The sequence below is a fragment of the Hoyosella subflava DQS3-9A1 genome, from assembly GCF_000214175.1.
In the GTDB taxonomy this organism is placed as follows: Bacteria; Actinomycetota; Actinomycetes; order Mycobacteriales; family Mycobacteriaceae; genus Hoyosella; species Hoyosella subflava.
In genome coordinates, this window is record NC_015564.1 from 2784105 (window position 1) to 2807389 (window position 23285).

The 23285-nt window shown below is 63.7% G+C and carries 22 protein-coding genes and 1 pseudogene; 9 read left to right on the top strand and 14 right to left on the bottom strand.

What is annotated here, in order from left to right:
* Positions 1–33: 33 nt before the first annotated feature.
* Entirely contained in the window at positions 34–591 is a 558-nt protein-coding gene (locus AS9A_RS13145; RefSeq protein ID WP_083826695.1) for an alpha-ketoglutarate-dependent dioxygenase AlkB, read from the top strand.
* Between the two features lie 30 nt (positions 592–621).
* On the opposite strand, the gene AS9A_RS13150 is transcribed toward AS9A_RS13145, so the two are convergent.
* Positions 622–1530 carry a hypothetical protein gene (locus tag AS9A_RS13150; protein WP_013807530.1) on the bottom strand — a complete coding sequence of 303 codons (909 nt, stop codon included), beginning with the start codon at positions 1528–1530 and terminating at the stop codon, positions 622–624.
* A 148-nt stretch (positions 1531–1678) separates the two neighbouring features.
* Between AS9A_RS13150 and AS9A_RS13155 the strand changes: the two genes are divergently transcribed.
* Both AS9A_RS13155 and AS9A_RS13160 read left to right on the top strand, forming a co-directional pair.
* Positions 1679–2035: an ArsR/SmtB family transcription factor gene (locus AS9A_RS13155; protein ID WP_013807531.1), complete on the top strand. Its 357-nt coding sequence runs from the start codon at positions 1679–1681 to the stop codon at positions 2033–2035.
* Positions 2036–2057: 22 nt separating this feature from the next.
* A complete protein-coding gene (locus tag AS9A_RS13160) occupies positions 2058–3041 on the top strand; it encodes an SRPBCC family protein (protein ID WP_013807532.1) in 984 nt (327 codons plus the stop codon).
* Here AS9A_RS13160 and AS9A_RS13165 read toward each other — a convergent pair.
* Positions 3038–3781, bottom strand: coding sequence for a MerR family transcriptional regulator (locus AS9A_RS13165; RefSeq protein ID WP_083826544.1), 744 nt, complete (start codon positions 3779–3781; stop codon positions 3038–3040). The two genes, AS9A_RS13160 and AS9A_RS13165, sit on opposite strands and share 4 nt — an antisense overlap.
* A 27-nt stretch (positions 3782–3808) precedes the next feature.
* Between AS9A_RS13165 and AS9A_RS13170 the strand changes: the two genes are divergently transcribed.
* Entirely contained in the window at positions 3809–4270 is a 462-nt protein-coding gene (locus AS9A_RS13170) for a DUF6194 family protein (RefSeq protein ID WP_013807534.1), read from the top strand.
* Positions 4271–4377: 107 nt separating this feature from the next.
* On the opposite strand, the gene AS9A_RS13175 is transcribed toward AS9A_RS13170, so the two are convergent.
* Genes AS9A_RS13175 through gabT form a run of 5 tightly spaced genes read right to left on the bottom strand, consistent with a single transcriptional unit; the run spans position 4378 to position 10378 of the window.
* A complete protein-coding gene (locus AS9A_RS13175; RefSeq protein WP_013807535.1) occupies positions 4378–5154 on the bottom strand; it encodes a siderophore-interacting protein in 777 nt (258 codons plus the stop codon).
* 58 nt (positions 5155–5212) lie between these two features.
* Entirely contained in the window at positions 5213–6313 is a 1101-nt protein-coding gene (locus AS9A_RS13180; RefSeq protein WP_013807536.1) for a CaiB/BaiF CoA transferase family protein, read from the bottom strand.
* Positions 6310–7773: an aldehyde dehydrogenase family protein gene (locus AS9A_RS13185; protein ID WP_013807537.1), complete on the bottom strand. Its 1464-nt coding sequence runs from the start codon at positions 7771–7773 to the stop codon at positions 6310–6312. Before AS9A_RS13185 ends, AS9A_RS13180 begins: the two co-directional genes overlap by 4 nt.
* A gap of 26 nt (positions 7774–7799) precedes the next feature.
* On the bottom strand, positions 7800–8993 hold the full coding sequence (locus tag AS9A_RS13190) for an acyl-CoA dehydrogenase family protein (protein ID WP_013807538.1): 1194 nt from the start codon (positions 8991–8993) through the stop codon (positions 7800–7802).
* Between the two features lie 26 nt (positions 8994–9019).
* The gene (gene gabT / locus AS9A_RS13195; protein WP_013807539.1) at positions 9020–10378 is read right to left on the bottom strand and encodes a 4-aminobutyrate--2-oxoglutarate transaminase; all 1359 of its coding nucleotides are present in this window, start codon (positions 10376–10378) and stop codon (positions 9020–9022) included.
* A gap of 239 nt (positions 10379–10617) precedes the next feature.
* On the opposite strand from gabT, the pseudogene AS9A_RS24985 reads away from it, so the two are divergent.
* Together AS9A_RS24985 and AS9A_RS13205 are read left to right on the top strand one after the other, a co-directional pair.
* A pseudogene (locus tag AS9A_RS24985) lies at positions 10618–10764 on the top strand (NAD-glutamate dehydrogenase domain-containing protein); the annotation flags it as partial.
* 64 nt (positions 10765–10828) lie between these two features.
* Positions 10829–12259 (top strand): APC family permease, encoded by a 1431-nt coding sequence (locus tag AS9A_RS13205; RefSeq protein WP_013807541.1) that lies wholly within the window; start codon positions 10829–10831, stop codon positions 12257–12259.
* Here AS9A_RS13205 and AS9A_RS13210 read toward each other — a convergent pair.
* Positions 12239–13780: a PucR family transcriptional regulator gene (locus AS9A_RS13210; RefSeq protein WP_013807542.1), complete on the bottom strand. Its 1542-nt coding sequence runs from the start codon at positions 13778–13780 to the stop codon at positions 12239–12241. The genes AS9A_RS13205 and AS9A_RS13210 overlap by 21 nt on opposite strands.
* 108 nt (positions 13781–13888) lie before the next feature.
* Between AS9A_RS13210 and AS9A_RS13215 the strand changes: the two genes are divergently transcribed.
* The gene (locus AS9A_RS13215) at positions 13889–14719 is read left to right on the top strand and encodes an alpha/beta fold hydrolase (protein ID WP_013807543.1); all 831 of its coding nucleotides are present in this window, start codon (positions 13889–13891) and stop codon (positions 14717–14719) included.
* Between the two features lie 30 nt (positions 14720–14749).
* Here AS9A_RS13215 and AS9A_RS13220 read toward each other — a convergent pair whose 3' ends face one another.
* Both AS9A_RS13220 and AS9A_RS13225 read right to left on the bottom strand, forming a co-directional pair.
* Entirely contained in the window at positions 14750–16258 is a 1509-nt protein-coding gene (locus AS9A_RS13220; protein ID WP_013807544.1) for an ATP-dependent DNA ligase, read from the bottom strand.
* Positions 16259–16289: 31 nt separating this feature from the next.
* Positions 16290–16871, bottom strand: coding sequence for a TetR/AcrR family transcriptional regulator (locus AS9A_RS13225; protein ID WP_013807545.1), 582 nt, complete (start codon positions 16869–16871; stop codon positions 16290–16292).
* A 96-nt stretch (positions 16872–16967) separates the two neighbouring features.
* On the opposite strand from AS9A_RS13225, the gene AS9A_RS13230 reads away from it, so the two are divergent.
* Entirely contained in the window at positions 16968–17648 is a 681-nt protein-coding gene (locus AS9A_RS13230) for a hypothetical protein (RefSeq protein ID WP_148262465.1), read from the top strand.
* The gene (locus AS9A_RS13235) at positions 17638–19572 is read left to right on the top strand and encodes a linalool dehydratase/isomerase domain-containing protein (protein ID WP_013807547.1); all 1935 of its coding nucleotides are present in this window, start codon (positions 17638–17640) and stop codon (positions 19570–19572) included. Before AS9A_RS13230 ends, AS9A_RS13235 begins: the two co-directional genes overlap by 11 nt.
* A 7-nt stretch (positions 19573–19579) precedes the next feature.
* Here the strand turns inward: AS9A_RS13235 and AS9A_RS13240 are convergent, their stop codons facing one another.
* The 4 genes from AS9A_RS13240 to AS9A_RS13255 all read right to left on the bottom strand — a co-directional run bounded on the left by AS9A_RS13240 (position 19580) and on the right by AS9A_RS13255 (position 23270).
* Complete coding sequence (locus AS9A_RS13240) at positions 19580–20386, bottom strand: spermidine synthase (RefSeq protein ID WP_041451081.1); 807 nt, start codon at positions 20384–20386, stop codon at positions 19580–19582.
* 91 nt (positions 20387–20477) lie between these two features.
* On the bottom strand, positions 20478–21008 hold the full coding sequence (locus AS9A_RS13245; protein ID WP_049793728.1) for a hypothetical protein: 531 nt from the start codon (positions 21006–21008) through the stop codon (positions 20478–20480).
* A 32-nt stretch (positions 21009–21040) separates the two neighbouring features.
* Positions 21041–22090, bottom strand: coding sequence for a hypothetical protein (locus AS9A_RS13250; protein ID WP_013807551.1), 1050 nt, complete (start codon positions 22088–22090; stop codon positions 21041–21043).
* Entirely contained in the window at positions 22083–23270 is a 1188-nt protein-coding gene (locus tag AS9A_RS13255; protein WP_041451082.1) for a sensor histidine kinase, read from the bottom strand. The genes AS9A_RS13250 and AS9A_RS13255 overlap by 8 nt, the downstream gene beginning before the upstream one ends.
* Between the last annotated feature and the right edge of the window lie 15 nt (positions 23271–23285).

A 23285-nucleotide genomic window follows, 5' to 3' on the forward strand; every position in this document is an offset into this window, starting at 1 on the left:
ACAGGCGGCCCCCGCATCGGCGGTCTCGCGGGGATGCAGCGGACCGAATTGACCGAGGGCGCCTGGGTCGATACGTGCCCGAACTGGATTTCCGGTTCCGAAGCCCTATTCGCCGACCTGATCGAGCACGTTCCGTGGCATGCCGAACGCAGGAAGATGTACGACAGGGTTGTCGATGTCCCACGGCTCGTCTACTTCTATGACGAAGGTGCGCCACTGCCCAATTCCGTACTTATACAAGCTCGGGAGGCACTGGATCGCCACTATGAAACCGAACTCGGTGAACCGTTCGTTACCGCTGGCATGTGCTACTACCGTGACGGCTCGGACAGCGTGGCGTGGCACGGCGACCGGATCGGCCGCAGCAGCACTGAAGACACCATGGTCGCAATCTTGTCGCTCGGCGAGGCCAGGCATTTGTTGTTGCGTCCACGCAGCGGAGGACGCTCACTACGGTTCACGGTCGGCCACGGCGATCTCCTCGTCATGGGTGGCTCCTGCCAGCGCACGTGGGAGCACTGCATTCCCAAGACCACACGCGCGGTCGGGCCCCGCATCAGTGTGCAGTTCCGGCCGCACAACGTGCGGTGATAGATGACATCGACACCGCACGATGCGCGTTCAGGAAACTTCGTGCTCGGTATCTGATCTGACTGCCGCGACAAGCAAGCGGCCAATGAGCACTGCCGCCAAGGCGACGACAATTACCACCCCGACAATTCCGCCCGGCATCGGCCGGAACGGCAGCGAAGCGAGCGTCGCGATAGCGAACGCAAGTGTTAAGCGCGCTAACAGCTGACCGCTCACCCACCGGACCGGTGGGCTGGCGTCCCCGATGAACGTTGCGGCGATCAGGAGCAGCAACGACGACGAGAGCCACATTGATGCGACGACCGTAAAGGAAAGATCGAAGAACTCGATCATCATTTCCGTGTCCCCGAACGTGGCAGCCACCAGCGCGAGAACCACCAGCCGGTTCGCAGTGCGCCGCCCCTTCGCCTGCGCAAACCAGACAATCGGGGCGAACGCCAGGCCTGCGAACTGGACTACAACAGCCAGGAAGCCCATGAGATCGAGCAGCGAATCCACTTCCCCGTCGGCGTCACCGAGGAACTCGTCAACGTTCCACATTACCCCAAGCGCGAGCGCACACCCGGTGATCGCAAACAGGTCCACACCTGCCGGCACGAGTTGAGATGCGACGGGCTTCAACGCCAATCCGGCCACACCCAGAACGGTGAAGATGGTGGCGAAGTTGAAGGACACCGCCGACACCCAGTCCGGCGAGTCAACCCACCGCTGAGCGTCAAAAGCGATGACCATGTTGCCGAGGCCATTGAGCAACTGGCCCAGCGCAAGCAGCTGCCACGGTGCACGAACCCCGGGCGCCAGCGCTTGGGAAGCGAAGGCACACGCCATGGCCGCGGCGAGACCCGATGCGACCAGCAACCAGCCAATCGCACCGTCGACAGAGAAGCCGAGGGCGAGCGCAAGCGCGCTCGCCGCGATGGCGGTCGCCTGCCGCGTCATCTACAACCCCACTTAGTTCGGTATTTCTAGCCAGCCGCAGCCTCTTCTGCGGGCGGTCCGTCCGTCAGATTATCGGGCAGGCCGCGCGTTGAAACTACCGCATGCGGACCTCTTGACTTTCACCCCCAACCGGATAACATACAACCAAATGGTTGTACATCATGATCCACGCGCTACTGCGCTCTCCGATGACGAGGTGGACCGGATCTTCCGGGCCCTCGCCGACACGACCCGCCGGGACATCCTGCGCCGCACTCTCACGAGCGACACATCGGTCTCCCAACTGGCCGCCCTGTATGACATGTCCTTCGCGGCAGTGCAAAAGCACGTCGCCGTGCTGGAAGGAGCCGGGCTCGTGACGAAACATCCACACGGTCGTGAACGTCAGGTTCGGGGCAATCCCGAAATGATCCGGCGAGCACAAGCATTACTCGACCGCTACGAGCAGATATGGCGGGGCCGCATCGACCGGCTCGATTCGCTCCTCGCCGAGGACGGCCACTAAATCATCAGAAGGGAACACTCCAATGCCTGTCACCACCGTCACCCGCGACATTGACAACCTCACCATGACCGTGGTCGCTGACTTTGCGGCCCCAGTCCAGCGCTTATGGGACGCATACCTCGATCCGCGCAAACTCGAACGATTCTGGGGTCCACCCACCTACCCCGCCCAATTCACCCGGCACGACGCGGCGCCCGGCGGCCGATCCGTGTACTCGATGACCGGGCCCGATGGCGACACCCACCATGGGTTCTGGGAGTGGCTCTCGGTCACCTCGCGTGAAAGTTTCGAGGTCCGCGACGGTTTCGCATTCGCAGATGGCACGCCCAACCCCGACATGCCGGCCATGCGCATGGTCTATACGTTCGAATCAACCGAGACGGGCTCGCGCGTTACTACAGTCACCCATTTCCAGTCCATCGACGAACTCGAGAAGCTCCTCGAAATGGGCATGGAAGAAGGGCTGAAGGAAGCGATGGGCCAGATGGACGCCGTCCTCGCCGACCTCGCCTCCTTCGCCCGTGAACTGCCCACCTCGACCCAGATCCTCAGCGACACCCAGGTCAGGATCAGCCGCGTGATCCGTGGAAGCGCCGAGGACGTCTGGCGCGCTCACAACGATGCCGACCTGCTGCGGCGCTGGCTTCTCGGACCCGACGGATGGACCATGCCGGTGTGCGAGGTCGCCACCAACGCGGGCGACACCTACCGGTACGAATGGGAGCAGGCCGGCGGTGAAGGCAGATTCGGCTTCGAAGGTGAACTCCTCGAATCCACCGCGCCCTATCGCGCCGTGACGACCGAACGCATGATCGGGATGGAAGGTGAAGGCACCATCAACGAGATGACCCTCACCCCCGTCGACGGCGGCACTCTGCTCACGCTCGTCGTCACCTACCCCAGCGCCGAGGTGCGTGACATGATCCTCGCGACGGGCATGACCGACGGCATGGAAACCAGCTACCAGCGCCTCGAGCAGGAAGTGCTGGCAGCGAGCGTCGCCTAGGAGGGCTCCAAGAGTCCGTCCAGCACAGCACTCGCCCGCATGAGGTGCCGCGACCGGGATGTCAGGGTGGCTTCTCGTGCGGCGAGTGCCCCGCTCACCTGATCCCACCCCCGATGGTGACGTAACTGTGGCATCAAGGTTTTCAGAACAGGGATGCGAAACCCGCCCTCGCGCAGTTGATGAACAATTCGCGCATCCCGCACATCCGCGGGCCTGTACGTCCGCGCTCGCTGGCGTGTGCGTGTAGGCGTGACGAGGCCCTCGGACTCCCAATGACGCAGGGTCGACGCCCGCACTCCGATTGCTTCCGCCAGTTCGGAGATACTCATCGCGTCGGCGGGTCGCGGGTCCTCAAGCGGCTCTTCACTGATTGCCGAAGCTGCCTGCTGCGCAAGGCGTAACCCCTCACGCTCGGCAGCGAGGCGAGCATGAACAACATCGATGAGCGCCAGGACCGCCGACGTTGTCGAGGCGTGAGCTGCGCGCATAATCCGCTTCGCTTCGACGGGGCCGGCTGCCAAGGCCAGCGCGCGGTACGCAAGTGCCGCCTGCACGTGGACCCCGGAAAATTTCCGGTAACCGGAAACCGTACGCACCGCAGGCGGGAGCACCCCGTGGTGTTCCAGCACTCTGATCTGCTGCACTGAGTATCCCGCTAACCGGGCAACGTCCACCGGCCGCAAACCCAACTGTAGGCTTTTGCGTTGGGTATCAGTGCTAACGGTGGTAAAAGGCTTCATATGGACTTCAATGTAACGCTGAAGCCTATGAGGATTCACGACATTGTCGACTACGTTGGCGCCATGGACGGTGTCCTAGTCATCACGCCGCAAGAGGGTGACCCACACCCAGAGATCGCTTGGGGGGACGTGTTTTTCTTTTACGCACCCGACGGCGTCGTCCCGAAGGCACAGCCATTCGCGACCATCGTGACCAAGGACTACCCCGACGACGCCACGTCTCACCTGAACCGCCCCGGCGCCTTCCGTGTGAATATCGCCGCTGGAGCAGCCGAGTTCCGCAAGTGGACGGGGCATCATGCAGGAGAAGCGGGTGCCTCTGCCGCGGATCCAAGCGCTGCTGACACTCTCACGCCGCATCCGGTTTATGGCAGACAGAACTGGCTTTCGGTCGTCAACCCGGGCCCGGCGACCGCCGAGATTGTGAAGGAGCTTATCGAAACTGCTCACCGCCTAGCACGGGAACGCTTCGACCGGCGGGCCAGGTAACAACGCTCGTCCAGCACGACCGAAAATCCATCGGCGCAGGTCAATTAATCGGTCTGATTCTGGTCGTTTCTGGTGACCTGCGCAGATGGATTCGGGGCGTGGCTCGCTCAGCCTTTTGCCTCCACCTCGGCGAGTTCCTTCCGCCACACCCGAAACGCTTCTTCATTGCGGCCGCGGCGCCAGTAACCCGAGATCGACGCCCACTCGGCCGTCACCCCGCGTTCTTTGCGGACATACCGCCGGAGGTTGTGCATCACCGCCTGCGCCTCGCCGTGGATAAACACATGTGCGTTTCCCGGTAGCCACGGCAGAGCACGAACCGCTTCGATGAGCGGCGCATTGTCACCCGCTGCGCCATCGGCAACCTGATTCGAGGCGGCGCCGCGGTGCACCCATTGGACAGCCAGATCGGCTGCTGTGGGCAACTCGATCTCGTCATCACTGTCCGCCACCTCGATGATCGCGAAGGCTTTTGCGCCCGCTGGCAGAGCTTCGACCGCTGCACCGATCGCCGGGATCGCCGATTCATCACCCGCGAGAAGATGCCAATCGGCGTCAGAACGCGGCTTGTACGCTCCGCCTGGCCCATACATGCGCACACGTGTGCCAGGTTCGGCACTCGCTGCCCATGGACCTGCGATGCCTTCGTCACCGTGCACCACGAAGTCGATGGCGATCTCGCGATTCACCGGGTCGACGGACCGAACGGTGTATGTGCGCAGGGTGGGGTCGTGTTCGGCCCCGAAATGCAGTTTGACGTAGGAATCGGTGAACTCGCTGGGCTGGAACTCGCCGAAATCCGGATCACCGAGATGTACCCGCACAAGGTGTGGCGTCAGTTGTTCAGTTCTAGTGACGTGAAGTGTCGTTACGCGTCTAGCCATGTGGATAGGCTAACCTAATACTTCGCAATCGCGGTAGGCCCATCACCGGCGGTCTACCTCACATCCGTGGCGGTCCACTCCGGTATTGCGGCGGCGTCCCGGACATCTGGATCGGGTTTGCCACCTGTGGTGTCTGCGTTCCTGGCACAGTCACAGTAGGCGCGAGCCCGAGGGACTCAGCGAATCGGATCGCCTCAGCGACGTTGTTGATCGGTCCCGCGGGCACGCCCGCCGCGGTGAGCGTCTTGAACCAGTAGTCCGCGCCTTGCGGCGCTAGTCCGTCGCTGAGCAGCGCGAACAGCTCATCGCGATGTTTCACCCGCTGCTGGTTGGAACTGAACTCGGGGTCCTCAGCCACCTCAGGCATCCCCAGCGCCCGGCAGAGCGCGGCGAACTGCTTGTCGTTCCCGACAGCGATCGCTAGCGGGCGATCAGCGGTGGGGAACACTTCGTAGGGAACGATCGACGGGTGCCGGTTCCCCATAATGGACGGCACTACATCGGCGCCGAGATAACCGGATGCCTGGTTCACCAATGACGACAACAGCGACGACAGGAGATTGATGTCGATGCGCTGCCCCTCGCCGGTGCGCTGACGGTGGAACAGCGCCGCCTGAATTCCCGCGAGCGCGTGCAGCCCGGTCAGGACATCAACGACCGCGACCCCCACTTTGGTGGGCGATCCAGGCTCGGGGCCCGTAATGCTCATCAGCCCGCCTACGGCCTGAACGAGCAAGTCATATCCGGCCAGTGCCGCACCTTCGTCCCGCCCGAAACCAGTGATCGCACAGTAGATCACGTCAGGTTTCACCTGACATAACTCCTCGTAGCCGAGCCCCAGCCGTTCCATCGTCCCGGCTCTGAAGTTCTCGACGACAACGTCGGCCCCCGCCACGATCTCCCGCGCTCGCGAGCGGCCCTCGTCAGTCGAAAGATCGAGCACGACGGACTTCTTGTTGCGGTTCACCGAATTGAAGTAGGTCGCGGTACCCTCCTGATCGAATGGTGGCCCCCAGGCACGGGTGTCGTCACCGCTCCCTGGCCGTTCGATCTTGATGACCTCGGCACCGAGATCACCGAGCAGCATTGTCGCGTACGGTCCCGCGAGGACTCGGCTGAAATCTGCGACAATCACGCCGTCAAGCGCGCCTGTACTCATGTTCTCGCCTCTCCTCCGCGCAGGTACACGGTGGTCGTGTGCGTGAAAAACTCGCGCGCCGCCTGTCCTTGCTCCTTTGGACCATAACCGCTCTTCTTCGCGCCGCCGAACGGCACATGGGGGTCTGCTCCCGCCGTTTCGGAGTTGACATGCAGCATTCCGACATCAAGCGCGGCCATGGCCTCCAGTGTCCGCGTGAGATCCTGGGTGAAGATCGCGGCAGAAAGTCCGAACTCGCTGTCGTTGGCGAGTGCGAAAGCTTCCTCGACCGTGCTGGCCTTCCGTGCGGCGAGTACCGGGCCGAACAACTCGTCCCGCCAAATGTCAGGCTCCCCCGATGACAACGCAAGTATGGTCGGCGCAACGTAGTATCCCGCCGCGAGAGCACCCGATGTGTACGTCTCACCGCTGATGCGTTCGGCTCCCTGAGCAATTGCCTGCTCAATTCCGGCATTGATGGAATCACGCGCGGCGCCGTCCACGACCGGGCCCATCTCAACGCCATCCTCCACTGGATTTCCCACCCTGAGCGCCGATGCGCGTTTCGCCAGTTCAGCAATGAAATCGTCCGCGATGTCGGACGTAACAATCAACCGTGACGTGGCCGTGCATTTCTGCCCAGTCGACCGGAATGCGCCGAGCAGCACCTGCTCCGCCGCGAGGTCAAGGTCGGCATCGCCCAATACGATTGCCGCGTTCTTTCCGCCCATCTCAGCCTGGATGGGGACACCCCTGGCAGCGGCGGCTACGGCAAGCTTGCGGCCCACCCCCGTCGAGCCAGTAAAGGTGATCGCATCAACCCCGTTGTGCGACACCATCGCATTGCCGATGGCGCTGCCACCCATCAGGAGGTTAAGCACACCATCGGGCAGGCCCGCCTGAATCAGCGCTTCCGCGAATCGCATCGCGAGAAGCGGCACCGTGCTCGCCGGTTTCCACACCACGGTGTTGCCGTACGTCAGCGCCGGAGCGATCTTCCAGGCAGGGATCGCGATGGGAAAGTTGAAGGGCGTGACGACCGCAACGACGCCGATCGGTTTACGGGTGACAATAATGCGTTCCCCCCGTCGCGGCGATGAATACATCTCTCCCGCTTCACGATCCGCATCGTTGCCGTAGTACCGCAGGATCTGAGCTGCACGCTGTACTTCGCCGATGCCCTCGGCTCTGGTCTTCCCTTCTTCGCGCGCCAGTTCAGATCCCCACTCGGTGGCGGACGCTTCGACGATCGTTGCGGCACGAACGAGGATCGCTCCCCGCTCGTGCGCCGGGGTCGCTGCCCAGGCCTGCTTCGCATGCTGGGCGGCCTCGATGGCCGCGTCAGCTTGCGCGAGGTCTGCCTGGCGGCCACGCGCGACCACGACGTCCGGTTCCGCTGGGCTCGTACTGACGATCTCGTCACCCACTCCGGGGACCCATTGGCCGCCAATATTGTTGCGCAGCTCTACCGGGTTGCTCATGTCGCCACCTCCACTTTCTTCAGACCTCAGCGGAACGCTGCTTGGCCCGTGAGCGCCTTGCCAATGGACAGCAGGTGCATCTCGCTTGTTCCCTCGTAGGTGAGGACGGATTCGAGGTTGTTGGCGTGACGCAGCGGCGAATACTCCAGTGTGATGCCGCTGCCGCCGAGGATGGTCCGGCATTCGCGGGCGATCGCCAGCGCTTCCCGGACGTTGTTCAGCTTGCCGAGGCTCACCTGCTCCGGGCGCACACCACCCCCATCCTTCAAGCGACCGAGATGAAGGGCGAGCAGCATGCCTTTGCCGAGTTCGAGCGTCATGTTCGCCAGCTTCTCCTGCGTCAGCTGGAAACTCGACAGGGGCCGATCGAACACCTCACGGGTCTGCGCGTAATCGAGCGTGGTCTCGAGGCTATCGCGCGCCGCGCCGAGCGCCCCGAAGACAATGCCGAAACGTGCTTCGTTGAGGCAGGACAAGGGCGCGCTCAGGCCGCGCGCGAGTGGCAACTCCGCCGACGCGGGCAGGCGCACGTTGTCCAGTACAAGCTCGGACGTCACGGAGGCACGCAGCGACAGCTTCTTGTGAATGTTGTTGGCGGTGAAACCAGGAGTGTCCGTCGGAACGACGAAGCCACGGACACCTTCATCAGTCTGCGCCCACACTGTCGCAACGTCCGCGAGGCCACCGTTCGTGATCCACATTTTGGTGCCGTTGAGCACCCAGTCATTGCCGTCACGCCGTGCCCGTGTGCGCATTCCGCCGGGGTTGGATCCGAAATCTGGCTCGGTCAGGCCGAAGCAGCCGATCGCCTCGCCCGCAGCGAGCCGAGGCAGCCACTCCTGCTTCTGCTCCTCGGACCCGAACCGGTAGATCGAGAACATCGAGAGCGAGCCCTGAACCGACACGAAGCTCCGGAAGCCACTGTCGCCAGCCTCAAGTTCCAGACACGCCAGTCCATAACTCACGGCGTTGGTCCCGGCGCAGCCATAGCCATCGAGATGCATGCCAAGAAGGCCGAGCTTACCGAACTCTTTTGCCAGTTCCTTTGGCAGCGCAGCTGATTCGAACCAGTCCGAAACATGTGGTTTCAGCCGGGTGTCCACGAACTTGCGCACGGTCGCAGCGATGTCGCGTTCGTCCTCGCTGAGAAGCTGATCTGTACCGAACAGTTCGAGCGGCCGCAGCGGTTCGGTCACCGGGGGCGCAGAGAGGGTCGTCATGGCAATCCTTTCGGAAGAAGTGAGTATCAGAGGGCAGCGAACGCGTCGCGCAACACAGCGAAGGCGTCAGCGAGCAGCGCGTCCGAGATGGACAGCGGTGGCAAAAAGCGAAGGACATTGCCGTACGTACCGGCGCTCAGCGTGAGAACCCCGTGCAGCTGACAGAAACGGGTGATCTGCGCGACGGCCTCGCGGTTCGGTGTGCGCGAACCGGGGATGACGAGTTCCGCAGCGATCATTGCTCCGCGCCCGCGCACCTCACCGATCACCGGCGTCTGGGCGGCGATATCGCGAAGCTCGCGCACCATGAAGTCGCCGATCAGCTGCGCCCGCGTGAGCAGCCCTTCTGCCTCGATCGTCTCGAGAACGCCAAGTGCTGCTTCACACGAAGCGGGGTTGCCGCTGTACGTGCCGCCGATGCCGCCAGCGTGGGCGGCGTCCATCACGTCCGCCCGTCCGGTGACGGCCGCCAGCGGCAGGCCGCCCGCGAGTCCCTTCGCACTGGTAATCAGGTCCGGAACGAGTCCTTCGTGCTCGCAGGCAAACCACGCCCCGGTGCGCGCGATCCCTGTCTGGACTTCGTCTGCCACGACGAGAATCCCCCGGGCACGGCAGAAATCGGCGACCTTCCGCAGGAACCCGTCCGCGGGGACGATGAAGCCGCCTTCCCCCTGGATCGGTTCCACCACGACGCATGCGACGTTGTCGGCCCCAACCTGCGAATCGACAAGCAACTCGAACTGTGCAAATGCTTCGTTGGTGGCGTGCTCAGCCCCACTTGGCCAGCGGTAGGGGTAGGCCATCGGCGCTCGGTACACCTCCGGCGCGAAGGGACCGAATGTGCTCTTGTAGGGCTGGTTTTTCGCCGTCATCGACATCGTGAGCAATGTGCGGCCATGGAACGCGTGATCGAAGGTCACCACCGCAGGGCGCCCGGTTGCCGCGCGGGCATATTTCACCGCGTTTTCGAGCGCCTCACTTCCCGTGTTAAACAGGGCCGTTCGCTTCTCGTGGTCACCTGGAGTGAGCCGGTTCAACGCTTCCGCTACTTCGATGTACGGCTCGTACGGGGTCGCGAGAAAGCAGGTATGCGTGAACTTTTCGAGCTGGCGTGACGCTCGCTCGACCACTCGGGGTGCAGAATTGCCCACGGTGGTCACGGCGATGCCGCTGCCGAGATCGATAAACGAGTTCCCGTCGACGTCGACGAGCACACCGCCGCCAGCGGCCGCTGCGTACACCGGAGCGGCACTCGCGAGCCCGGCAGGCAGCGCGGCACTCCTGCGGGCCGCGAGTTCCCGCGAACGCGGCCCGGGCACCTCGGTGACGAGTCGGCGTATCTGCTCGAGGTGCGGGCCCCCTGCCAGTGTCTGCACAGCAGTCATAGTGTTGTCCCTCCAGTCCGGATACTAGAACCCTATGGCGCAACGCGACTGAAGTGAGATATCCACTCTGTACAACTTCGTACTACGGATTAGACGTCTCGGACAGTACGCCTACTCCACTGCCATCCCTGACTCCGCGCATGCGAACTCGTGCGGGGCGTCCGCGACGCGCGGCGCATGGGGTCTGCGTACAAGAACACTTGAAAACACTCGGAATCGACGCTGCACGTGACACAATTCGTGTTGTGGGCATTGGTGATATGTCCGGTGATGTGTTCGGCAACGGGATGTTGCTTTCCCGCTCGCTGAAGCTCGTCGCGGCCTTCGATCACCGGCACATTTTCGTCGACCCCAATCCAGATCCCGCATGCTCTTGCAACGAGCGCCCGATTGTTCGCACAGCCAGGATCCGAAGCGCACGAGCATCCATCACCATCGAGGAGGATTCACATGAGTAGCAGCGGTGGGGCGGGCCTGGTTCGGGTCCTGGGGCGGTGGGATGTGCTCGCGGTCGCGTTTGGCGCGATGATCGGCTTCGGCTGGATCGTCCTGACTGGTGGGTTTCTCGAGGATGCGGGGACACTCGGTGCGGCGCTGGCTTTCGTTATCGGCGGTGTCATCGTTTCGCTGGTGGGACTGACCTACGCCGAACTCGTGTCGGCGATGCCCGAGGCCGGCGGGGAGCACAACTATGTGCTCCGCGGTCTGGGGTCGTGGCCAGCGTTCCTTACGTCGTGGACACTCGTGCTGGGGTACATCGCGGTGTGCGCGTTCGAAGCGGTCGCGCTGCCGCACAGCCTGAAATATCTGGTGCCGCAACTCGATACGGGATACTTGTGGACGATCGCGGACAACGAGGTCTATGCCGTGTGGGCGGCCGTCGGTATCGGCGGCGGACTCGCGATGGCAATCCTGAACTATGTCGGCGTGCGCCCCGCCGCGATCTTCCAGACGATTGCGGTGGTCTTCCTGCTCGCGGTCGGTGCGACACTGCTTGTCGGTTCCTTCACCGGCGGCGAGACCGAGCACATGCAGCCACTATTCGCGACCGGGTTCTCCGGCATCCTGGTGGTACTGATCGCGGTACCGTTCCTCTTCGTCGGCTTCGACATCATCCCGCAGTCCGCCGGGGAGATCCGCCTGCCCTTCAAACTGATCGGTATCCTGCTGATCATCTCCGTGGCACTCGCCGCCGCCTGGTACATCCTGATCATCCTCACCGTCGGCTCCTCGATGCCCGCAGACGTCCTCGCGGACGCAGACCTCGCAGCGGCTGATGGCATGACCGCGCTGTGGAACAGCCAGACCATGGGCAACCTTCTGGTCCTCGGCGGTATCGCGGGCATCCTGACCAGCTGGAACGGGTTCCTCATCGGCGGCAGCCGCCTCATCTACGCCATGGCCGAATCCGGCATGCTGCCCCGCTGGTTCGCCAAAGTCCACCCGCGGTTCCACACACCGACCAACGCGATCATCTTCATCACCGCCCTGACAGTCATCGCACCGCTATTCGGGCGCCAGACCCTGATCTGGCTCGTCGGTGCCGGTGGTTTCGCGATCGTCGTCGCCTACATCATGGTGGCGATCACCTTCCTGGTGCTGCGCCGCCGCGAACCCGGCATGGAACGCCCGTTCCGCGTCGGCCCCGCCCGCACCGTGGGTGTCCTCGCCGTCGCACTCGCGATCGGACTGCTGGTGCTCTTCCTGCCCGGCATGCCAGGCGGACTCTCGGTACCGGAGTGGGTCATCCTCGCCATCTGGGGCGTCCTCGGACTCATACTGCTGACACGCGTCCCCCGCATCACACACGGCCCCGACGCCGAAGAACGCATCAGAGCCGCAACGGGCGGACGCCACCGCTCACCCACCGTCAAGAGCTGACAGCATCCGGCTGGCCTGAATCGCGATCCACAAGTCCGCGCGCACAGGAGCGGAATCCGGGTCGCGGCCAATCAGCTCCGTGATCTTCTGGAGGCGGTTGCGCATGGTGTGCCGATGGACACCGAGCGCGGCCGCTGCCACTTCCGTCTGCCCGTTGTTTTCCAGATACGACGCCAGCGTGTCGACGAGTGCCGTCCGATGGTCACGGTCGTATGCGTGCAGGGGGCCAAGCGCAGCGGTGGCGAGCGCTTCGAGTTCGGAGGCGCTACGGCTGCCGAGCAGCAGACTGAATGTGCTGGACTGCGCGCAATCGACGAATCTGCCCGGCTGGATCCGCCCCGTTCGTGTTGCGGCGATCGCTTGCCGAACCGACACCGCCGCGTCCGCGATGGGAACCGCGAGCCCCGATCCCCCGCTGATTTCGCGTTCAAGCTGGGCGCTGATGTGATTCCGCAGACGTGGTCCCGCTGCGGTGAACATGTCCGCGGGCAGGATGAGGACGACCTCCGAATCCATGGTGGCCATCAGGTAGGGCACCGACTCCGCTTCAACGGCCCGCCTAGTTTGGCTGAGCGCCGCGAGCATCGGGCCCACCTCACTGAACGCGACCGCGCCAACACGGTCAGTGCGCTCGAACCCGAAGTACCGCAGTACGTCATCACTCACCTGTGTGGGTGCGGTCACCAGTGCATGCATCACCGTGTGACGCAGCCGCTGTTCCGCGTCCGCAACCGCCGCGGGCTTTCCTAGCTCGATGGCGATCAGGGACACCGCGTGCGCGGTGAGCAGCCGCTCGTGTGGATTCAGTTGCGCGGCGGTGTACACGCTGAGGTATCCATAGTGTTGCTGCGCAGCGACACTCTGAATGGTGCAGACACCATCGGCGTCCTCCCGCACCCGGCTCATCCGTTGCCGCTTCTTGTTTCTCTGGCCGATAAGTGCGCTTCGAGTCAGCTCGGTGAGCCGCGCGACGTCCGAACCGGTTGCGGCGAGCTCCCGGCTGTCGTTGTCCACAAGCACGACTGATGCGGAGAGTGCGCGCGAAAGTGCCGACACCACGGACGGAATCCCGCCGCGCAAGGTCGCGCGTACAAGACCTTCTTGCAGATCAACAACACGCTGCACGGCCCGCACTTGATCGGCGGTCAACTCGTCGATAACGGCCCGCGTGATGGCGATGAACGGCGTTTCGGCCGGCACGGCAAGGATGGGGAACCCAAGCGCATCCCCCGCCGCACGGATACCTGCGGGCACCGATACGAACGTCGTTCCGGTATCGACGGCCAGCGCGACCGTCCCCGCATGGGCTAGCGACGACACATACTGGAACTGTTCTTCTTCGGTTTCCCCGATATTGAGCCCGGTAGTCATGACGAGTTCACCGCCAGACAGCCACGGTGCGGGGTCTGCGAGTTCGATCGCGTGCGCCCACGCGATCACGCGATCAGCACCGTCAAGGCCAGCAACCAGCGTCAACCCGAGCTCAGGCCGCTGTGTCAGATGGCGGACAGTGATCGCCACAGCTCACATCCCTACTACCTGAGAAGCCCCAGTTTCGAATACTCGCACAGTTGGCGAAAACTCGAAAGACGCCAAGGTCATCCACAGTCAGCGGCGTACGCTTTTTCAATGGAGGTTGTGCGTGCGCACGGCATCGACATCGCCTACGTGAGCGCGGGTCACGGTCCGCCGCTTGTTTTCGTCCATGGCGCTGCCGGTGACCACCGCGACTGGGCACCGCAACTCCGTGCGCTAGCCGATGAGTTCACCGTGATTGCCTGGGATGAACCGGGCGCTGGGCAATCCGGCGATGTGCCCGACAGCTTCGTGCTCGCTGACTATGCGCACTGCCTCGCCACCGTGATCGCGACGCACGCGGCCGGTCCAGCGTGTGTTGTCGGTCTGTCCTGGGGTGGCACGCTGGCGCTCGAACTGTACCGGCACCATCCGGACGTCGTCCGAAGACTCGTGCTCGCCGACACGTACGCGGGCTGGAAAGGTTCGCTCTCGGGGGAAGAAGTGCAGGCCCGCGTTGCCGGGGTGCAGTCGATGCTGACAGACGTTGGTAGCCCGTTCGATCCGACACTCCCCGGATTGTTTGCCGCCGGGCCTCCGGCTGAATTCACATCGCTTCTCGCGGACATCGCACGTGATGTCCGTCCGCACAGCATGGCCCACGCCCTGATGCTCATGGCTGATACAGATCAGCGCGACATTCTCCCCACCATCGCCGTACCCACGCTTCTCATCTGGGGCGACAACGATGCACGCTCACCACTCGAACAGGTCGGACGGCAATTCGAACGAGCGATTCCGGGGGCAACGCTTGCCGTCATCCCTCGATGTGGACACGTGAGCAACCTGGAATGCCACAGCGAGTTCACTCGGCTGGTGCGCGAATTCTGCGGTGGTGCGGTGCCGCGTCCCAACAGGCCCGATTCGCCGTCGTGTCGCTCGTAGGTGAGCAGACGAGTTGTGGCTGAGTGACATTCAGCGCACGAGCATTGCCCGCACCGCATCAATTGTGTCCGCCTCCTCCACGGACTTGTCGGGCCGGTAGCGCACCACTCGCGCAAACCGCAGCGTCACCTCTCCGGGATACCGGCTGCTTACCTGCACGCCGTCGACGGCGATCTCGACAACGAGCGCCGGATGCAGGTACACAGTGTGTTCGTCGCGGGTACGTTCGTGGCGGGGGAACTCGGTGGTCTGCCATTCGAGCAGCGCGTCAGTCAGACCTTTGAATGTCTTGCCCAGCATGATCGGTGGTCCGCCGTGCGGATCGCGCGCACCCAGGTGCAGGTTCGAGAGATAGCCGGTCCTGCGGCCATAACCCCACTCGGCGCCAAGGACGATCAGATCCAGAGTGTGCACGGGCTTTACTTTCCGCCACGCGCTTCCGCGACGACCGGCAGCGTACGGCGACGTTAGCGATTTCACCATCACACCTTCGTGACCGCTATCGAGCGCGTCAGCAAGCAGCGCGTGCGCACCCGTTTCGCCGGGCCGGATCACCGCTGGGATTCGGTTGTCCGGTGCTACCCGTTCCAGCGCATCAAGACGTTCTTCCAGGCTGGAATCGAGCAAGTCCTGACCGTCTACGTGCAGACAGTCGAAGAAAAACGGCTGCAGCAACAACTCCCCTGCGTCGGCGCCAAACCGGCTCATTGTCTCCTGAAATGGCCGTGGCCGTCCGTCGTCTCTCAGCGCGAGAGTTTCGCCATCGAGAACAACACTGCTGCACCGTAACTCACGCACGGCCGACACCAGCTCCGGTACGGACCCAGTGATCTCACGCAAGCTGCGGGTGAAGATCCGCACCTCGCTTCCAGCCCGGTGCACCTGGATGCGCGCACCGTCGAACTTGTATTCGACGGTGACATCTGGACCAAGCTCCCGCATCGCATCGTCGAGCGATTTAGCCGGCGACGCCAGCATCGGACGCACCGGCGTTCCCACTTCCATGCGCAACGCCTCGAGGCCAGGTGCGCCACTGCGCAGCGCTACGGCAGCGGTCACGGGCAACCGGCCGACAACCATGAAGGCCCTTCGGACCACGTCGTGGGGAACGTGCGCCGCGGCAGCGATCGCTTCCGTCATGACGCCTTCTAATGCACCCTGTCGAAGGTCACCCGAGATGAGCTGCACAATGAATCGCTGCTCACTCTCGGTCGCCGCCGCGAATAACTCAGTGAGGAGTTCGCGGCGGCGCGCCACCGAACCGGGCCCCGACTCGGCAGCGATTTCATCAAGGATCCGGGCAACGCCGGCGACTGTTAGGGTCGGTGTGGCGGCCGCGGCGGTACGCGTGTCTTCGATCGTGCGCCAGCCCACGCCGATTCGCCCCGAGGAGAGTTCCCCGGAGAGCCATGCGACGACGGTTTCGACGTCGTGAGTGTCTGCCACGGCGAGCAGCTCACTGAGCGCACGTACTTTCTCGCGCCGGGACCTCGTCGCGGCAACTGTTCGCGACACGGCGAGGACCTGAGTCAGGAGCACCTATTGACCGTATCCGTTCACCGACGTGGCTTCACGGCCTTCCCGCGTCGAGTACGGATTTGACGCACCCCGCAACGAGTTTGTCGCGGCTGATCGTCAGAGTGCCGTCGAGGTACGAAGCGTAGAGACTCGATAGGGCGCCGATGGCCGCGACCGCAGCAGTCCGCCTGTCGTCCACCTCCGCGTAAGCATCGAAACCGTCGGCGACCAGGTCGACAAATTCGGGGACGCGTGCAAGCCCTGCCCGTCCGAGTGCGGGTTCAATGAACGGGGCGAGCACAAGCACTCGCCCAGCGGCGGGGTGGTCGACGATCATTTCGGTAAATGCTTCGATCACGGCGTGGGCACGCGAGTTGAGATCGCCCTCAGCGTAGGTGTAGGCCTTCAGGATGACCCCGATCGCCTGGCTGGCGACGTGGTCGAACACGGCTCCGACATAGGCGTCGCGGTCTGCGAAGGACTCGTAGAAATAGCGCTGAGTGAGTCCTGCCGCACTGCACACGGCACGCAGCGTCACCGCGGGGCCCTCTGGGTGTCCGAGCAGTTCGATGCCAGCGTCGAGCAGCGCTTCACGTCGCGCCTCCTGACGCTGTCGCATCAGTTCCGCTCGCATGACTCCTCCGTTCGCTTAATGATGATGTGTGGCTCCTCACCATTGACATCATACGGTGTCACTTTCTATTCTGACATCAAGCATTGTCATTTTTCAATGACGCGGAACCGAGGCAGAAAGGGCTGTCCGATGCTGTGCTGCGCTGCACTGATCTTCGTGATGGGCCTGTTCCGTGAGGCTTGGTTCCGGCTGCCCGGCACCACACGCCCAGAAGAACCGGGCTTCGCACCCCGCGCGTACCGGCCCGCACCTGGCGAGCCCCGGCCCAGGACCAGCGTCCCCACCAGCCCTGCTACTACGCCACCCACACGCCCCCGCGTTCCCCGAACCTCCGGGCGAGCACCTCGGCTCCGACTGGTCGCGACGGGTTTCGCGGTGGGCTCGGTCATCTATCTCCTCAGTTTGCAACTGTTGTTCGCGCTGGATGCCGCACAGCGACTACCGGACGGCACCATCGGATGGGGTACACGCACGGTCGTGTTCCTTCTGATTGCGGTCGCCGCCGCCTGGATCGGCCGCCACTGGAAAGGCGCCCGCTCCGGCGATCTCCTCGTAAGCGCGCTTGCCGGGTCGGGTATCGCCTGGTGGATCCTCAGCTACGTGGACATGCACATGCTTAGGCTCATCGACATCGCCCACGGCTCACTGGCCTGGGACCTCGTATTCCATGGAGTCGGCATTGCCCTCACCGGAGCAGCGCTCATCCTGTCTTATTCACCCGAACCCGCGCGCCGCTCTCAACATGCGCCACTCGAAGGGAGCCTCCGTGGCGTCTAAAGTTGTCGACCCATCCAACCGGGAGACCGCCGAATACTCGCCGGTGCCTCCAATCCCCGCGTTCGATCGGGTACACGGGCCCGGCACACGGTTCCTGGTTCGCCGCACGCTGCTCTACTTAGCCGCGTTCTGGGCTGTAGGCCTCGCACTCGCCGCGCTGGACCTGTCCGACGGACTGACGGCGTTCGGGCTCGGGCTGCTCGTACCTGGTGGCGGATTCCTCTACACCGGGAACATCCTCCTCGCCGGTATTGCCGTGGTTGCGTTCCCGCTGGCGCTCGGGATCTGGTGGCTCATCGGGATTGTCCCGCTACCGCCTGCCGTTTGGCTCGGCGCGGCGATCCTTGCCGGCGCTGGATTGGGCGCAAACGAGACACAGGACTGGGCACGCTGGGGGGTCCCGGTGATTCTGGTGGCGGCGATCGTCCTCACCGTGGCATACCTGCAGATTCGCTTTCGCATCCAGAGCGCTCGGGGCCGCCGCTTCAATGCGCAGATCGCTGCCGAGCAGCCCGTCCTCCCCGTCGCTGCTCCCACGCCAACGGTGCGCGAAGCCGGCGAGGAGGACCTGAAAACCCTTCGCTACGTGATGGACCTTGGGCTGCAGCCGGCCGACTCGTGGGACGGCTTTTTCTTCGTCCGCCCGGAACAGTTCCGTGAGGGCGCGGTCCGCTACCAGCTCAACTTCGTTTCTTATACAGCGGCGATGTATCAGTACACCTGTGCGCCAGCCTTCACCGGTTACGCTGCTGAGGCCCAACGCAACATGATCGACAAGATGCTCCAGAAACCAGTGTGGAGCTACTGGTCACTCGAGCATCTGTGGGGCAACCTCCGCTGGAATCCCGATCCCATCATCGACGACAACGTCATGTACTCCGGCTACCTCGGGTTGATGCTCGGCATGTACGAAACAATGACTGGAGATCGCCGGTACCACGAACCCGGCTGCCTCGAACTGCGGTGGAATGACACCACCATCTACCGGCACGACGCCGACACGATCACTGCGGCGCTCGTCGACAATTTCAGCCGCGCACGCCTTGGGCAGTTTCCATGCGAGCCGAACTGGATTTACCCCATGTGCAATACGTTCGGCATCAATTCGCTGCTTGTGTACGACCGCCTCGAAGGAACGAACCATGCGGAACCCGTCGTCGCGCAGGTTCGTGAAAGTTACGACAACGGTGATTTCTGCGAGCCGGACGGCCGACTCACCGCCGCTCGCTCTGAGTACTTCGGATTCCGCCACCCCATGGTCGGCAACATGGGCGACACCATCACCACCTACTTCCTCAACCCGATCGTGCCGGAAATCGGCCGCCGCACCTGGTGGCTCATGGGCAAGAATCATCTCGGCGCGGAAGGCAAGGGGCCTAAGCACCGTTCGTGGAATCTCATAGACCCCGGTAACTACGGCATCAATACTGACCGTTTCGTGCGCGCCAGCCTCGCAGCGAACGCGCGCGAGTACGGCGACGAATTCCACGCTCAGCAAATGGAACAGTCACTGGCCCATCGGATCGTCGAGAAGGACGGCGCCCGGCGCTACAAACGCCTCTCCGTGTGGGGAAACTTGTGGCTCGCCCTGGCGCGCTTCAGCCGGGAAGACGGCTTCCGCGGCTTCATCCAGGAGGGCATCCCCGACGCGTGGCGACGCGGCCCAGTACTTGCCGACGCCGCCTATCCGGAGGTTCTCGTCGCTAAGGCCGTGAGCGACGGCACCAGCCTTGACCTCGTCTTACGTCCCGGCAACGGGCCCGTCCGCACAACTCTCGCGATAGAGCGCCTCACTCCAGGGCATGCCTACACCGTCACCGGAGCGCTATCGCCAGAACTGGCCGCTGACGCTGAGGGACGTGCGCTCGTTGAGATCGTGCTGAACGACCGGCTCGAAGTGAGCATCACCCGCGCAGTTGAATGAGGCCGCCTCATCCGTCTCGCCTCGGCCGGGCACCCAGCGCTTTCACCTCAGGTCCCGCGTACACCACCATCGGCACCGGGTTCCTGCGGATCCGGCGGGTGAACTCGTCATGCGGCAGCGGACTGTCGCTCGCAGCGATGACGACATTTCCGTGCCGGCGCCCCCGCAATGCCGCCGCCTCGCCTGTCAGCATCACGTGCCGAAAACACCCGGACAGTGTGGCCGCCTCGTGACGCCACGCCGCCGCATCGCCAATGCTGCCCGAGTTCACCGCGTACACACCGCCGGGTCTGAGTACTCGCCGGACGTGTTCGGCGAACTCGACAGTGGTCAGCGGGTACGGCGTCGTGTCGCCCGCGAAGACGTCACGCACGATGAAGTCCCGGCTCGACGGGTGCAGGCTCTCCACCACCGCACGAGCGTCGCCCGTGCGAATCTTCAAAAGCGGCGCTTTCGGCAGGTCGAACCATTCACGCACCAGTTTCGCGAGGGTCGCGTCGATGTCCACAGCGACCTGGCGGGCATTCGTGAACCTGGTGGCGAGGTACCGGGGCAGCGAACACGCGCCAGCACCGAGATGCAGCATTTTCAGCGGCTCACTGCTTTCCCACCGGGCTTCCGCCAGCGTCGCGATCCATTGCATGTACCCAAAGTCGAGTCGCGCCGCATCGTGAACATCGATGCTTGAACTTGGCACCCCGTTGATAAGCAGCATCCAGCTGTCCGCCCGGTCCGGGTTCTTCACCAGTTCACACGTACCCGTGTCGATGGGGTGGATCCCGGGCGTCGGACGCAGGCCGTCACGCCTTGTCATGGCGAAGCCCGTAGCTCGTGTGCACAAACTCGCAGCTGTGCTCGCCGGATTCGGCTAGTTTGTGCACACGACCGGCTTCGCCAGCCGGTTCTCACAGCGCGAGAACAAAAGCAGCGACTCGCTGCGGCGTCCCGGAGTGCTCATACACGTAGCCTGCGTACACGCCGGGCTGGACCTCACGGATCTCATCGCGGATGAACCCTAGCGGCCCGCCCGCATAGTCGATGATCACTGCCGGGGCGCCATCCGTATACGACGGCCCCACATACACTGACGCTGGGAAGACCTGCTGGCCCAGCACCCGATTCTGCACTGTCCCACTGCCGAACACTTTGCCCTGCCACACCAGTTCCGCAGCCGGGTTGTTTCGCACGTAGCCTTGCGCGGTCACGTTCGCGGGGACCGAACCCGGTGAGAGCGAACGGAACAGCGCTTCATATTGCGCGTCACTGCATCCGAACCTCAGATCGTTCACGGTGGCTGCGGGATTACCGGCATTGATCGTGCACGCCGGGCCGAAACTGGGTTGTGCGAGCACTGGAGCTGCACCGACTATGGCGGCCGTTGTCACGGACACCGCCAAAGCCCCAGCTAGCACGCAACGCGTGATGATTCGACGCATTAGCTGCTCCATTCGTCGATGGCTCTAGGATTCTATCGCTCCGCACCGATTTCGTGTCGCCGAACGCCATGCGCCGACAACCTCAGCACCGTCGCGAGCGTTGGACGGCCGGGCGGCAGAATCCGGGCGGTGACGGTCGAGTCCGCGGTTGCCCGATCAAGTTCGGTGTGCAGCGCCTTCGCGATCCTCGATTGAGCGGCTTCACGATCCGGCTCCGAAAGGCCGTCCAGCGCGCCATCGTCGAGGAGTACGACGGTAGCCCCACGGGCGCGCGCGTCCCGAGCCGCGTCGAGCAAGGACTCGGACGCGAGACCACGTGCCCGGATGCGGTCGCGTAGTTGCGCCTCGACGAGAGCGATCTCGGTGAGGTCAGCGTCGCTGAGCGTCTCCGCCTGCAGGATCTTCTCCAGAAGGGGCCGCGCGGTCGCGTTGAGATACACGAGCTGCCGGTCCCGTTCCGCGGTGCGGGCTTCCGCGAGCGCCTGGTCCACGCCCACTGACGCGGTGGTGTCACGGAGTTCGTTGATGATTCCCACCTGATACCGCATTGCCACTCCGAGCACCGTGCAGGTGCCGAGAAAGCTGATATTCCACCAGCATTCCTGCCACGCTTCGGTGACGTTGGACGCCACGGGTGCCTGGTTCCACCACCACAAGATCACCGAACTGAGCAGCACCTCACCTACCCACGCGAGTATGGGCCGCCCGCGCAGGACAAGGAAACACATGATGATGGTTCCCGTCGGCCACGTCCACGCAGCGTAGAGACCGAACCCGCTGGGCTGGCCCATCATCGCGATGTTCGCGACCGCCGCGACAGCAGGGAGAATCGCGATCGCGAGCGATGCCCGCAGCGGCACCGGATCGCGTGACGCGCGCAGCAGCAATCCGGTGGCGACGGCGATGACAGCGATGGATACCCCCCACCAGCCAGGCTCGCGTCCGGCCGCATCTGTGACGGTCGCGCGCAACGCCTCGGTGATCGTCCACGCGACAGCGATGATGATCGCGCCGCGAGTGCGCAGCCCTACCAGAGTCGGTGTGTCAGCGAACGGACGGGCGCCGGTGCGACGGTCACTCATCGCGCTGCCACCTCACTGTCACGGTGGTGCCCCGCCCGACTTCACTGTCGATGGTGATGGACGCGCCCGGCACATGTGCCACCCGCGCACGCATGCCAGTGTTGAGGCCAAGCCGGAGCGGCGGCACTGTCTCGGGATCAAAACCCGAGCCGTCGTCCGCCATCGTTACTCGAATCGAATCGGGGAACAGTTCTTTCCTGAGGGCGCGCTGCGCGTGGAGACCGGCGTGCCTGACGCTGTTGCGGGCTGCTTCGGCGATCACTTCCTGGAACATCCGTGCGACCTCGATCGGATAGGTGGCGTCGCCTGCGTGGTTGTGGTGTTCGGTGGAAATGTCGTCGCTGATGTCGGTGACGACCTGGCGGAGGCGGGCGGTGAACTCTAGGGCATCGACAGACCTTTCCGTGTCGTCGACGAATGCGAGGCCATCCAGAGTGTCTCGGCTCTGGCGCGCCGATTCCTTGACGGACTCGAGCGGCGCGTGGTTGCACGCAGAAACGAACGTCGACACCACTGTGTCGTGAATGAGTGCATCGACGCGTTCGCGTTCTTGCCATATCGCCGATGTCCTGGCGCGGCGCAGCGCTGCTTCACGCAGTTCAAGCGTCGCATGATCGATGGTCCGCGCGTTGTTCACGACGCTTCTCACGACTGCCGCGAAAATGACCCCTATCATCGCGATCGACACGCCTTCGCGCAGCGCCCACCCGTATGTGACGTCGTATTGCGCCCAATATGTCGCAACCGAGTGGATGCCCGAGTAGCAGGCGGCCAGCGCAATAATGCCGCGCATCGGGATGACGAACGACGCCGCGATGATCGTTCCTGATCCGACGAGCAGCGGCCACGGATTGTGCATCGGTGCGAGTTCCCGATACTCGAACGCGATCGGGATGGTGAGCGCGATCGGGAGGAAGCACAACGGGTACACGGCGCACAGGGCCCGCACGCCGCGCGCGGAGCGTCGTAACGCCGCCACGATCATCGCGCAGTACATACCGGGCACGACGAACACGGCAGGGATGAGCCACCACAGCGGATTGTCTGACCACTGGCTGAGCACCGACGGGTATTCGATACCGATGAACGCGATACCCGCGATGCCGAGCGCGAGACCCAGCACAACCGTCGTACGGTCCACCGCGGTGGATTCCCGCGCTCTTCCCTGGAACATCGGCATGAAGGGGGACTCTAT